The 12,105-nt window shown below is 65.1% G+C and carries 11 protein-coding genes; 6 read left to right on the top strand and 5 right to left on the bottom strand.

Annotated elements, in window-relative coordinates:
* Nucleotide 1: 1 nt before the first annotated feature.
* From AC1DJT_RS00905 to AC1DJT_RS00890, 4 genes are all read right to left on the bottom strand, one after another.
* Nucleotides 2-856: an amino acid ABC transporter permease gene (locus AC1DJT_RS00905; RefSeq protein ID WP_476833349.1), complete on the bottom strand. Its 855-nt coding sequence runs from the start codon at nt 854-856 to the stop codon at nt 2-4.
* Nucleotides 853-1,593, bottom strand: coding sequence for an amino acid ABC transporter permease (locus AC1DJT_RS00900; RefSeq protein ID WP_441507519.1), 741 nt, complete (start codon nt 1,591-1,593; stop codon nt 853-855). The genes AC1DJT_RS00905 and AC1DJT_RS00900 overlap by 4 nt, the downstream gene beginning before the upstream one ends.
* Nucleotides 1,594-1,762: 169 nt before the next feature.
* The gene (locus tag AC1DJT_RS00895) at nt 1,763-2,584 is read right to left on the bottom strand and encodes a transporter substrate-binding domain-containing protein (RefSeq protein WP_476833348.1); all 822 of its coding nucleotides are present in this window, start codon (nt 2,582-2,584) and stop codon (nt 1,763-1,765) included.
* 93 nt (nt 2,585-2,677) lie between these two features.
* Entirely contained in the window at nt 2,678-3,682 is a 1,005-nt protein-coding gene (locus tag AC1DJT_RS00890; protein ID WP_441507518.1) for a GlxA family transcriptional regulator, read from the bottom strand.
* Between the two features lie 82 nt (nt 3,683-3,764).
* On the opposite strand from AC1DJT_RS00890, the gene AC1DJT_RS00885 reads away from it, so the two are divergent.
* From AC1DJT_RS00885 to AC1DJT_RS00860, 6 genes are all read left to right on the top strand, one after another.
* The gene (locus AC1DJT_RS00885) at nt 3,765-5,015 is read left to right on the top strand and encodes a sarcosine oxidase subunit beta family protein (protein ID WP_476833347.1); all 1,251 of its coding nucleotides are present in this window, start codon (nt 3,765-3,767) and stop codon (nt 5,013-5,015) included.
* Nucleotides 5,016-5,037: 22 nt separating this feature from the next.
* Nucleotides 5,038-5,313, top strand: coding sequence for a sarcosine oxidase subunit delta (locus AC1DJT_RS00880; RefSeq protein WP_441507516.1), 276 nt, complete (start codon nt 5,038-5,040; stop codon nt 5,311-5,313).
* Nucleotides 5,310-8,297, top strand: a complete 2,988-nt coding sequence (locus AC1DJT_RS00875; protein ID WP_476833346.1) for a sarcosine oxidase subunit alpha family protein — start codon at nt 5,310-5,312, stop codon at nt 8,295-8,297. Before AC1DJT_RS00880 ends, AC1DJT_RS00875 begins: the two co-directional genes overlap by 4 nt.
* Nucleotides 8,290-8,922: a sarcosine oxidase subunit gamma gene (locus AC1DJT_RS00870; RefSeq protein ID WP_441507514.1), complete on the top strand. Its 633-nt coding sequence runs from the start codon at nt 8,290-8,292 to the stop codon at nt 8,920-8,922. The genes AC1DJT_RS00875 and AC1DJT_RS00870 overlap by 8 nt, the downstream gene beginning before the upstream one ends.
* An 83-nt stretch (nt 8,923-9,005) precedes the next feature.
* Entirely contained in the window at nt 9,006-9,869 is an 864-nt protein-coding gene (purU, locus tag AC1DJT_RS00865; protein WP_441507513.1) for a formyltetrahydrofolate deformylase, read from the top strand.
* Nucleotides 9,870-10,037: 168 nt separating this feature from the next.
* Nucleotides 10,038-10,556: a hypothetical protein gene (locus tag AC1DJT_RS00860; protein WP_476833345.1), complete on the top strand. Its 519-nt coding sequence runs from the start codon at nt 10,038-10,040 to the stop codon at nt 10,554-10,556.
* 10 nt (nt 10,557-10,566) lie between these two features.
* Here the strand turns inward: AC1DJT_RS00860 and AC1DJT_RS00855 are convergent, their stop codons facing one another.
* On the bottom strand, nt 10,567-11,790 hold the full coding sequence (locus tag AC1DJT_RS00855) for an MFS transporter (RefSeq protein ID WP_441507511.1): 1,224 nt from the start codon (nt 11,788-11,790) through the stop codon (nt 10,567-10,569).
* Nucleotides 11,791-12,105: the final 315 nt, after the last annotated feature.

Here is a 12,105-nt window from a genome sequence, read left to right as displayed (position 1 = left end):
CTCAAGCTTTCACGTTGAAGCGCCGCTCCAGCGCCAGCGTCGCCCGCGCGATCGGGTAGCAATAGGCGAAGAACATCAGGAGCAGCAGCAGATACATCGGGATCATCAATTCCGGCCGGCTCTCGGCGATCAGCGCCGCGCGGGTGACGGAGAGCGCGTCCTGGATGCCGACCACCGAAATCAATGTCGTCGCCATGGTCAGGATCGCATAGAGGTTCATCCAGGGTGGGAGCATCCGCTTGAAGGCCTKCGGCAGGATGATCATCCACATCGTCTGCGCCCGCGTGAAGGCGAGCGCATCGGCGGATTCCCACTGGCCGGCGGGAATCGACTTGATACCGCCGCGCACGATCTCGGAGACATTGGCCGCGACCGGCAGCGCAAGTCCGATGACCGCCTTCACCCAGGCTGGGAAGGCGATCGTGATGCCGAACAGCTGAAATTCGAAGGGCAACAGGAACATCGCGTAGAACAGCAGCACCAGCCAGGGCGCGTTGCGGAAGAACTGCGTTACGCCCCAGGCGGTCTTGCGGACCGGCGCGACCAGCGAGACCTGCGCGATGCCGACGAGCACACCGACGACGGTGCCGAGCGCCATCGAGAGGAAGCTGATCAGGATATTGAACAGGAAACCCTGGAAGATAAGCGGCGCCCAGCGCAGCAGCACGGTGGCCGCACCTTCGCCAGCCGGACGCGCCGTGACCTGCGCAAGAGCCAGCGAAGCGCCGAACAGGATGACGAAGACAGTCAGCGTGCCGCCGCCCAACATCATCGGCGCGGCGAAACCCGAGGGGGCGATCGGCGCAGGGGCGCGGTACGGCTTGAGCACCGGCAGATCGGTTGAGCCGGACCTCATGTCGAATATCCCGGAATGCGCATCGACCGCTCCCAGCGGCCCATGATCCAGACCAGCACCGCCACCAGCACGACATAGGTGACGAGCAGAACGTTCATCATCTCCCGGACGTTGAACACCTCGGACCAGATCTGCGAGGCCGCATAGAGCAGCTCCGGCACGCCGATGGCATAGGCCAGCGTCGTGGTCTTCACGAGATTGATCAGGTTGTTGTTCAGCGCCGGCAGGCAAATGCGGAAGGCGAGCGGCAGCACGACATGGAGATAGAGCTGCAGACGGGTATAGCCGAGCGACTCGGCCGCTTCGACCGTCGTCGATGGCACGGCCTCGATGCCGGCGCGAAAGATCTCGACGTTGAAGGCGCCGGCGAAGAGCGAGAATGCGATGATCGCCCAGCCGGTCCCGGAGACCAGCGGCGACTGGCCGCCAAAACCATCGCTCACCGTCGGCAACAGGCTCGCCACGGCGAAGTAGAAGAAGGAGAGCTGCACCAGCGGCGGCGTATTGCGGAAGAACTGCACATAGACGCGCACCACGAGTCGACCGGAGCGCGAATTGCCGCCGGCGAGCCAGACACCGATCAGGCCTAGCGCCATCGATGCGATGATCGAGACCACGCAGATATAGGTCGTGGTCCACAACCCGGTCAGGAAGCGTGAACGGTCGAACGCATCGTAGAAGACCGAGAAATTCAGCCCCTGCGTATCGTTCAGCCACTGGAAGAAGGACGCGATCAAGAAAACCTGCTCATGCCGCAGCACCGTTTCAGCCGAAGGCCTATCGTCATCCGAGATGCCAGGACGCGGAATGCCGGGATCCCTCGCACCGCGCGGCGATGGATCCCGGGTCAAACCCGGGATGACGTGTCTGAGGCTGCATCAACGCAGCCGATCGAGCGCGACCGCGTTACGAAGCTGACTTCAGCTTCTTGTTGGTCTCGATCAGATAGGGGCTCTGCTTGATGCCCCATTTGGTCTCGAGTTCGAGCAGCTTGCCGCTCTTGTGCCAGTCGACCGACATATCCTTGACCAGCTTGCCGAAGGGACCGTCCATGTCCTCGAGGCGAATGCCGATCGCCCAGAGCTGCGGATCTTCCGAAGCCAGCGGCATTTCGTAATTCGCCCATTTCGGATCGCCCGCGGCCAACGTCGAGACGATCAGCGTGTCGTCGAACAGGAAGGCGACGCAGTTATTGCCCTGCAGAGCATTCAGCGCATCCGGCAGCGAGGGGAAAACCACGAGTTCAGGCGCATAGAGCTGCGAGACGCGGCGGTTATAATAAGCTCCCTGGACGCCGCAGACCTTGCGCCCCTTCAGATCTTCCCATTTCTTCAGATTGGCGCTCTTGGGAGCCAGCACATTGGTGGCGCTGGCATAGTAATTCGGCTCGACCATGCCGACGACCTTGCGGCGCTCAGGCGTGTCGCCCATCGTCGCCAGGACCATGTCGATACGGCCCTGCTTGAGGAATTCCATGCGGTTGGCGGCGATGACCGGGAGCATTTCCAGCTTGACACCGATCTTGTCGGCGACCGCCTGTGCGAGATCGATCTCGAKCCCGACGATCTTGCCGGACGGCTCAAGGAAGCCCCATGGCTTGTAGTCGTTCTTCACGCCGACGGTGAGGACACCCTTTTCCTTGATCTTGGCGAGCGAGTCCTGCGCGAATGCCGGCATCGCGGCGAGCATCGCGGCGCAGGCGAGCGCGAGCGTGAAGGTACGTTTCATGGCAACCGGTCCCCGTTGTTCTGTTGGGGCCTAGAGTTTCGACCTATCCCCATTTCGAATTGTCGTCATGCGACGGTTTCTTGACGCTCAGCGTCAAACCGCCGTTCGGTAAGGGACACGTTCGCCGCGCGGCGGGTGATTGAAGCGGGCGCGATAGGCGCGAGAAAAATGGCTCGCGCTCGAAAAGCCGCAAGCGAGTGCGACCTCCAGCACCGACAGGCTGGTCTGGCGCAGGAGATGGCGGGCCCGCTCCAGCCTGAGGCCGAGATAGTGCTCTCCGAGCGAACGCCCGAGATGCAAGCGGAACAGCCGTTCCAACTGGCGCAGCGAGACGCCGGCCGTACGCGCGAGTTCGCCGCGCGAAAGCGGCGTTTCGAGATTCTGCTCCATGCGCCCGACAACCCGTAGAAGCGGCGCATGGCTGACGCCGAGCCGCTCGCGCAGCGGCATGCGCTGCGGCCCCTCGCCTTCGCGTACATGGGTCTGAAGGAACCACTCGCTGACGGCGAGAGCCAGTTCGCTGCCATGCTCGCGTGCGATGACGGCATGCATCATATCGAGCGGGGCTGTGCCGCCGCTCGATGTCAGGCGGTCACGGTCGATCTCGTAGAGCGAACGCCGCAGATCGAGCTCCGGATAGTCCTCGATGAAGGCTGGCGCATGTTCCCAGTGAATGGTGAAGCGGTAGCCCGTCAGCACATTGGCGCGCGCCAGGATATAGGGTCCGCCCGAGATACCTCCGAGCTTCACCCCGCGGCGCGCCAGCTGCCTGAGCCAGGCGAAGGTGGGCTGGTGCTGGAAGGCGGCAGGGTTTCCGCCAGCGCAGACGAAGACGTAGTCGAGACGGGCGTCATCGCCGACAGCGAAATCAGGCTGGATGCGGACGCCATTGGAGGCAGGCGCCGGTGATCCGTCGATCGAGACGTGGCTCCAACGATACAGGTCCCGCCCCGAGAGCCGGTTGGCGGCGCGCAGCGGCTCGATCGCCGTTGCATAGGCCAGCAGCGCAAAATCCGGAATCAGCAGGAAGCCGACATGGGTCGGCGCCTCTTCTTCACGCCTGTCGTTACTGGTCAAGATCGCGTCGCTGATAGTCATGTCCGTCAGACTATGTTCGTCAATCTCAGGATGACAAGCCCGGCGCGAATTCCTGTCCGGCATAGACGTCCCGGGTGCCCCGATGCGCTATTCGATTTTCTCCCTCGCCGCACAGACACTCAAGGGTCACCGTGGCTGGACCCCGGCCTGGCGCGATGCTGCGCCGAAGGCGGAATACGACGTCCTGGTCATCGGCGGCGGCGGCCATGGGCTGGCAACGGCCTATTACCTCGCGAGCCAGCACTGCATCACCAATGTCGCGGTGATCGAGAAGGGCTATATCGGCTCCGGCAATGTCGGGCGGAATACCACGATCATCCGCTCCAACTATCTGCTGCCCGGCAATACCCCGTTCTACGAATGGTCGCTGAAGCTCTGGGAGGGGCTGGAGCAGGACATCAACTACAACGCGATGGTCAGCCAGCGCGGCGTGCTGAACCTCTACCATTCCGACCCCCAGCGCGACGCCTATGCCAGGCGCGGCAATGCCATGCGGCTTGCCGGTGTCGATGCCGAGTTGCTCGACCGCGAGCAGGTCCGTGCCATGGCGCCCTTCCTGAACTACCGGGATGGCCGCTTCCCGATCCAGGGCGGTCTTCTGCAGCGCCGTGGCGGCTCCGTCCGGCATGATGCCGTCGCCTGGGGCTACGCCCGTGCCGCCGACCAGCGCGGTGTCGATATCGTGCAGAATTGCGAAGTCACCGGACTGACGATCGAAGGCGGCCGCATCACCGGCGTCGAGACGACGCGTGGCGCGATCAGGGCCAGGAAGGTCGCACTTGCGGTCGCCGGCAACTCCTCGCGGCTCGCCGGGATGGCCGGGATGCGGTTGCCAATCGAAAGCCACGTGCTGCAGGCCTTCGTCTCCGAGGGCGTGAAACCGCTGATCGACAACGTCGTCACCTATGGCGCCGGGCATTTCTACATCAGCCAATCAGACAAGGGCGGGCTCGTCTTCGGCGGCGATATCGATGGCTACAATTCCTACGCCCAGYGCGGCAACCTGCCGGTGATCGAGGACGTGATGGAATCGGCCATGGCCTTATGGCCGGGCCTTGGCCGCATCCGCATGCTGCGTCACTGGGGCGGCATCATGGACATGTCGATGGACGGCTCGCCGATCATCGACCACACCCCGGTCCAGGGCCTCTATCTCAATGCCGGCTGGTGCTATGGCGGGTTCAAGGCGACGCCGGCCTCCGGCTGGTGTTTCGCCCACCTGATCGCCCGCGACGAGCCCCATGAGGTCGCGACCGCCTATCGGCTCGACCGCTTCGCGACGGGCCGCCTCATCGACGAAAAGGGCGCTGGCGCCCAGCCGAACCTGCACTGAGCCGGCTCAGGAACCTTTCTCCATGCGCATTACCTGTCCCCATTGCGGCGCCCGCGACGTCCAGGAATTCACCTATCTCGGTGACGCCAATCCGCAGCGCCCCGAGGGAATGGCAACGACGGAAGCGGCGATGCACGATTATGTCTATCAGCGCGACAACCCGGCCGGGCGGCATCGCGAGCTCTGGTATCACGGCGCCGGCTGCCATGCCTGGCTGGTCGTGACGCGCGACACGAGGACCCACGCCATCGAGACCGTCGAGACGGCCAGGGCGCGCGCCACGGGAGATAGGGCATGAGCGCGAAGCAGCCCTTCCGCCGCGGCGATGGCGGCCTGATCGACAGGGCGAACGTCGTCAGCTTCCGCTTCGACGGCCGTTCCCATCAGGGCTATGCCGGCGACACCCTTGCTGCCGCCCTTCTGGCCAATGGCGTGCGCCTCGTCGGCCGATCCTTCAAGTACCACCGGCCCCGCGGCATCCTTTCGGCAGGTCCAGAGGAGCCGAATGCACTCGTCGAACTGCGCGCCGGCGCGCGCCGCGAGCCCAATACGCGAGCGACCGTGGCCGAGCTCTATGACGGGCTCGAGGCGCAGAGCCAGAACCGCTGGCCGTCGCTCGATTTCGACATCCTGTCGATCAACTCGCTGCTCGCGCCGGCGCTGACCGCGGGCTTCTACTACAAGACCTTCATGTGGCCGGCGGCCTTCTGGGAAAAACTCTACGAGCCGCTGATCCGCCGCGCCGCCGGCCTTGGCCGCGCCGCCATGGAGGACGATCCCGACCATTACGAGAAAGCGTTCGCCTTTTGCGACGTCCTCGTCATTGGCGGTGGGCCGGCCGGGATCTCTGCCGCGCTGGCGGCCGGCCGCAGCGGCGCCCGCGTCATCCTGTGCGATGAGGATTTTCGACCGGGCGGCCGGCTGATCGCCGACAAGCGCGAGATCGACGCCCGCGCCGGCTCCGAATGGGTCGCCGACGCGCTGGCGGAACTCGCCAGCCTTCCCGATGTCCGGATCATGACACGCACGACAGTGTTTGGCGTCTATGATCACGGCATCTACGGCGCTGTCGAACGCGTCTGCGACCATCTGCCGGTGCCAGCCGCGTATCAGCCACGTCAGCGCTCCTGGCGCATCAGCGCCAAACGCGCGGTGCTGGCGGCTGGCGCGATCGAACGGCCTGTCGTCTTTGCCGGCAACGACACCCCCGGCGTCATGCTGGCAGGTGCGGTGCGGACCTATCTCAATCGCTACGCCGTACTGCCCGGGCGCGAGGCGGTGGTCTTCACGGCCGGCGACGATGGCTGGGCCACGGCCCGTGATCTGGCCGCTGCCGGCGCGAAGGTCGTAGCGATCGTCGATCCGCGTCCGCAGGTGGGTTCGGCATTGGTCGCACTCGGAAACGCGATCGGCGCGCGCGTCTTCGCCGGCAGCGCGGTCAGCCGCGCCTCCGGCGGCAAGGCCCTCAAGCAGGTCACGATCCGCGACGCGTCCGGCCGCGAGACAAGCCTTGCCTGCGATCTGCTTGCCGTCTCGAATGGCTGGAACCCGACGCTGCACCTGACCTCGCATCAGAACACGCGGCCGATCTGGGACGAGGCGATCCAAGCCTTCGTGCCGGGCACGATGCCGGCCGGGCTCAGCGCCGCCGGCAGCGCTGCCGGGCATTTCAGCCTGGCGCAGGCACTGGCGGACGGCGCCCGCCTCGGCAGCGAAGCTGCGGCCGATTGCGGTTTCGCGGCGAAGCCGCTGGCCTCCGCAGCGAAGACCGATCCTGAAGCGGTCTCGGTTTCTCCGCTCTGGCGGGTCAAGGGCGGCAAGGGTAAGGCTTTCGTCGATTTCCAGAACGACGTGACCGATACCGATGTCGAGCTGGCGGCGCGCGAGGGGTTCCGACCGGTCGAACACCTGAAGCGTTACACCACGCTCGGGATGGCGACCGACCAGGGCAAGACCTCGAATATCTCCGGCCTCGCGATCATGGCCGAGCAAACGGGCAAGACCATTCCCGAGACGGGGACGACGATCTTCCGGCCGCCCTATACGCCGGTCGCCATCGGTGCGCTTGCCGGACACCATCGCGGCCCGGATTTCCGGCCGATGCGGCTGGCGCCCACCCATCAATGGTCGAAGGACCAGGGMGCCGTCTTCGTCGAGACCGGGCTTTGGCTGCGCGGGCAGTATTATCCGAAAGCAGGTGAGGACCACTGGCTGACCACCGTCAATCGCGAGGTGCTCGCCGTGCGCAATGGCGTCGGCATCTGCGACGTCTCGACCCTCGGCAAGATCGACATCCAGGGCGATGATGCCGCCGAGTTCCTGGAGCGGGTCTATATCAATGGCTGGAAGGCCTTGCCCGTAGGCAAGGCGCGCTATGGACTGATGCTGCGCGAAGACGGTTTCGTCATGGATGACGGCACGACCTCGCGCTTGGCMGAGACGCATTTCCTGATGACGACCACCACGGCGAACGCCGCCAAGGTGATGCAGCATCTCGAATTCTGCCATCAGGTGCTCTGGCCGACGCTCGATGTCCGCATGGTCTCAGTCTCGGAGCAGTGGGCGCAGGCCGCGGTTGCGGGACCGAAGGCCCGCGATGTTCTGCGCGGCGTCGTCGATGCGCAACACGATCTCTCGAACGAAGCTTGCCCCTATCTCGCGGCGCGCAGCGTCACGGTCGGTGGCAGCATCCCGGCGCGGCTGTTCCGGATCTCCTTCTCGGGCGAGCTCGCCTATGAGCTCGCCGTCCCGGCCGATCATGGCGATGCAATGATGCGTGCCCTTATGTCGGCAGGGGCGCCGTACGGTATCACGCCCTATGGCACCGAGGCGCTCGGTGTGATGCGCATCGAGAAGGGCCATGTCGCAGGCAACGAGCTCAACGGCCAGACCACGGCCCGCGATCTTGGCCTGGGCCGGATGATGTCCGCCAAGAAGGACTTTGTCGGTCGCGTCATGGCAAGGCGCGAAGCCCTGATCGAACCGGATCGTCCCGCCCTGGTCGGCTTCAGGCCGGTGGAAATCGGGCAACGACTGCGAGCCGGCGCGCATTTCATCGGCCTCGGCAAGCCTGCGGCGATGGAGCATGACGAGGGCTACATGACCTCGGTCGCCTATTCCCCGGTGCTGAAGCACTGGATCGGCCTCGGCTTCTTGAAGAATGGCCCGAAACGCATCGGCGAACGCATCCGCGCCGTCGACCCGGTGCGCAACGGCGATATCGTCCTCGAAATCTGCAATCCGGTCTTCGTCGATCCCGAAGGAGCGCGCCTCCATGGCTGACGCCGTGACAACTGCCTGGACGCCACGCGGCTCCTGGGCCGGCATTCTGGCCTCGGGCGCCTTTGGTGCCGCCGGGCAGCCCGGCATCACGATCGAGGCGCGCGACGGCCTCGGCATCGCCAGCCTGATTGCTGGGGAGGGTCGGGATGAGGTGCTCACGCAGGCGCTCCAGCGCCGCACCGGGCTCGGCCTGCCGGTGACGCCGCGCATCGTCTCCAGCACGAGCCACAGTCTGGTCTGGGCCGGCCCGGATCAGTGGCATCTGATCGCGACGGATCGGAACGGTTTCGATGAGCTGCTGCGCGATCTCGCGCCGCTCGCGGCCGTCTCCGACCAGTCCGACGGGCGGGCTGCGCTGCGGCTTTCCGGACCGAAGCTGCGCGAGACGTTGGCGAAGGGCTGCATGCTCGATCTGCACCCTTCCGTCTTCCCCGCCGGTGCCGCCGCCTTGACAAGCATCGCTTATATGGGTGTGCATCTCTGGCGGATCACTGACGATCCGGAATCCGGTGACGCCGTTTTCGAGATCATGGTCGCACGCAGCATGGCAGGCAGTTTCTGGTCCTGGCTTTCCGCCTCCGCGGCGGAGTTCGGCTGCAGGGTGACGGCAACGGGACGAGGTTGAGCGCAGCGCGTCGCGCGCCCTCCAACCCGAAACCCGTCCCATTGTCCCAGCGAAGGGCCGCCCCTCGAAGGGCGGCATCAGCCATGTCCGACCGCATTTCGATCCTCACCCTTTCCTGCCCCGACCGTCCCGGCATCGTCGCCGCCGTCTCGACGCTGCTGTTCGAGGCCGGCTGCAACATCCGAGACGCACAGCAGTTCGACGACACCGAAACGGGCCGCTTCTTCATGCGCGTCGTCTTCGAGCGCCTCGCCGAGAGCAGGTCGCACGCCGAGATCACGGAAGCCTTCGGGAAACTGTCCCGGCGCTTCGCCATGGATTTCACGCTGCGCGAGCAGCATGTGCGGAAGCGCGTGATGCTGCTGGTCTCAAAATTCGACCACTGCCTCGCCGACCTGCTCTATCGCTGGCGCATCGGCGAGCTGCCGATGGAGATCGCCGGCATCATCTCTAACCACGGTCGCGACAGCATCGCCTCGACCGATATCGGTGACCTGCCCTTCCATCATTTGCCGATCACCCGACAGACCAAGATGGAGCAGGAGGCCCAGATCTGGCAGCTCGTACAGGAGGCCCGGACCGATCTCGTCGTGCTTGCGCGCTATATGCAGGTCCTGTCGGACGGGCTCTCGGCCAAGCTGCTTGGTCGCTGCATCAATATCCATCATTCCTTCCTGCCCGGTTTCAAGGGCGCCAAGCCCTACCATCAGGCGCATGAGCGCGGCGTGAAGCTGATCGGCGCGACCGCCCATTACGTGACGCCCGATCTCGATGAGGGTCCGATCATCGAGCAGGATGTCGAGCGCATCTCGCATCGCGATACGCCCGACGCGCTGGTGCGCAAGGGCCGCGATATCGAGCGGCGGGTGCTGGCGCGCGCCGTGCTGCATCATCTCGAGGACCGCGTCGTTCTGAACGGCAAGAAGACGGTCGTCTTCACCGACTGAGGTCGCCGCGATCGGGGCGATCAACGCCCGGGTCGTCTCAATCGTTGCGACATCCCTGGCGACGGAACCGACGCCAGGGATGATGACAGCGGGTTTCCAGCCATCCGCGGCTGGGAGGCGCGGCATTTCTGCTTGCTGTTGCATCACGCGGGCGGCAAGGAAGGATCGATGGCATCGTCACCTCTCCATCGTCTGGCAGCCGCCATCGGCCGCGTTGCTGCGCTGCCGCTACGAGGCCTGATCTCGTTCCTGATCCTGTTCGACGAGCTCGCGCGCCCGCTCTACCGCCCGGCCATTCGCTGGCTGTCGGAACGGCGGTTCGTGGCACGCGCCGAGGCGGCGATCGCCCGCATGCCGCGCTTTGCGATCCTGGCGCTGCTGGCAGCGCCGTTCGCGGTCGTCGAGCCTCTCAAGCTCGTCAGCCTCATCGTGATCGCGCGCGGCCATGTGATCAGCGGCCTGATCATGCTCGGGCTGGCGTATCTGGCGAGCTTCGTGATCGTCGAGCGCATCTACAATGCCGGCCGAAAGAAGCTCCTCACCATCAGCTGGTTCGCGCGCGGAATGGCTGTCATCACCGATTTGCGTGCGCGCACGCTGKACTGGGTGAGGCGCAGTCCGATCCATGCCTTCATGCTGCGCACGCGCGACGCCGTCCGTTCATGGTGGCGCGCACGACGGATCTGATCCCTTCAGGTCAGGAGACCTTGCGCGCGAGCACGAACAAGGCCCCGGTGGCAAGCAAGGACAGCAACACCATGAGCCCCGCCGTTGGCATCAGGCCAGCCCGCTCGATCAAGACCGCACAGACAAGCGGCGCCGCCGCCTTGACCACCAGCCCCGGCGCCGAGAGCTTGCCAAGCATCGCGCCGTATCCCGCCGGGCCGAAAAGCTGGAGCGGCACGGTTCCACGCACGATCGAACTCAGTCCGACGCTGATCCCGTAGGCGATCGCAAAGAGACCGGCGAGCACTGCGGTCGTCTGGCCCGTCATCAGCAGGACGAAACCGAGCGGCATCATCGCCGCCGAAACCCATGCCGTGGTCATCGGCGAGAGAGAAGCGCCGAACAGCATCTCCGCCAGCCGCCCGGCGACCTGGGCAGGGCCGACCATGGCACCGATGCCGACCGCGACTGCAGCGCTCAGGCCTAGCCCCTGCAATATGCTCAGCAGATGCACCGACATGGCTGAAACGACGAAGCCCTGCAGCGAGAAGGCGAGAGCGAGCAGTACAAAGGCGAGCCGGCGCGCCTCGCCTTCGAGATAATCGGCATGGAGCAACGCCGGAACGCTCGCGGCATGCCCGCGCTCTGCGGCCCGTTTGACACGCCCTGGCAGCCCAAGGAGATGCAAGGGCACGCAGAGCCCCAGCTGTAGCAGGCCGTAGAACCGGTAGATCTCGCGCCAGTCGAACTGCGCGAGCAGCGCCGTCGTCAGGGGCCAGAAGATCGTCAAGGCAAAGCCACCGATCAGAGTGAGCTGGCTGATCGAGCGCCGCGCACCGGCACCGCGCGACTGCGTCAGTGCCGCAAAGGCGGCGTCGTAGAAGACCATGGTCGAAATCATGCCAAGGGCAATCATCGCCGCGAAATAGCTCGGGCCGCCGCGTGCCTCGGCGAGCGCCAGCAGTGCCAACCCGGCAAGGGCCGAACCGATCGTCATCACCAGCCGTGCTCCTCGACGGTCCACCTGCCGGCCGACGGCGGGAGCAACGACACCGCCGGCAAGAAGGCTCGCGGCGAACCCGGCATAGGTCCATTCAGGAGCCCATCCGAAGCTTGCGGTCATATTCCGGGCCAGCACCGCGAAGGTATAGTAGAGGCAGCCATAGCCGGCGACCTGTGTCACGCCGAGGGTGAGGATGAGGCCGAGTCCGCGCCCCGTCGAGGGCACCGGCAAGGGCGAAGGCAGGCTCGGCATCGAGATCAGGTCATCCGGCAGACGGCATCACGGGGTGCGACCGGATGACCATTCTTCGACTYGCGGCCGGAGACAACGCCATCCTGCGAATACCTGAGCAGACATCATCGGCATGGGCGAACGAACGACCGGTCGGCAGCGGCGACGCGATAAAGTGTTACGCCGGGCTGCGGCGCCCCTGACCGCGAACCGCCCAAACAATCGTTACAACTCGGCACAACCACAATCTTTATCTTTGACATTCGCGTTGTTAGTGGCCAGTAACGCGCCCATAGAAGTATTCATAGATTAGATTTTTTCTAAATTAATAGTACA

The sequence above is a fragment of the Allobosea sp. 05T422_2 genome (assembly GCF_056396265.1).
This window is presented reverse-complemented; position numbering and strand designations above follow the sequence as displayed.

Coding starts and splice junctions, on each gene's coding strand:
- purU (WP_441507513.1), top strand. CDS start 9,006: ATGTCCGACCGCATTTCGATCCTCACCCTTTCCTGCCCCGACCGTCCC.
- AC1DJT_RS00855 (WP_441507511.1), bottom strand. CDS start 11,790: ATGCCGAGCCTGCCTTCGCCCTTGCCGGTGCCCTCGACGGGGCGCGGA.
- AC1DJT_RS00880 (WP_441507516.1), top strand. CDS start 5,038: ATGCGCATTACCTGTCCCCATTGCGGCGCCCGCGACGTCCAGGAATTC.
- AC1DJT_RS00890 (WP_441507518.1), bottom strand. CDS start 3,682: ATGACTATCAGCGACGCGATCTTGACCAGTAACGACAGGCGTGAAGAA.
- AC1DJT_RS00870 (WP_441507514.1), top strand. CDS start 8,290: ATGGCTGACGCCGTGACAACTGCCTGGACGCCACGCGGCTCCTGGGCC.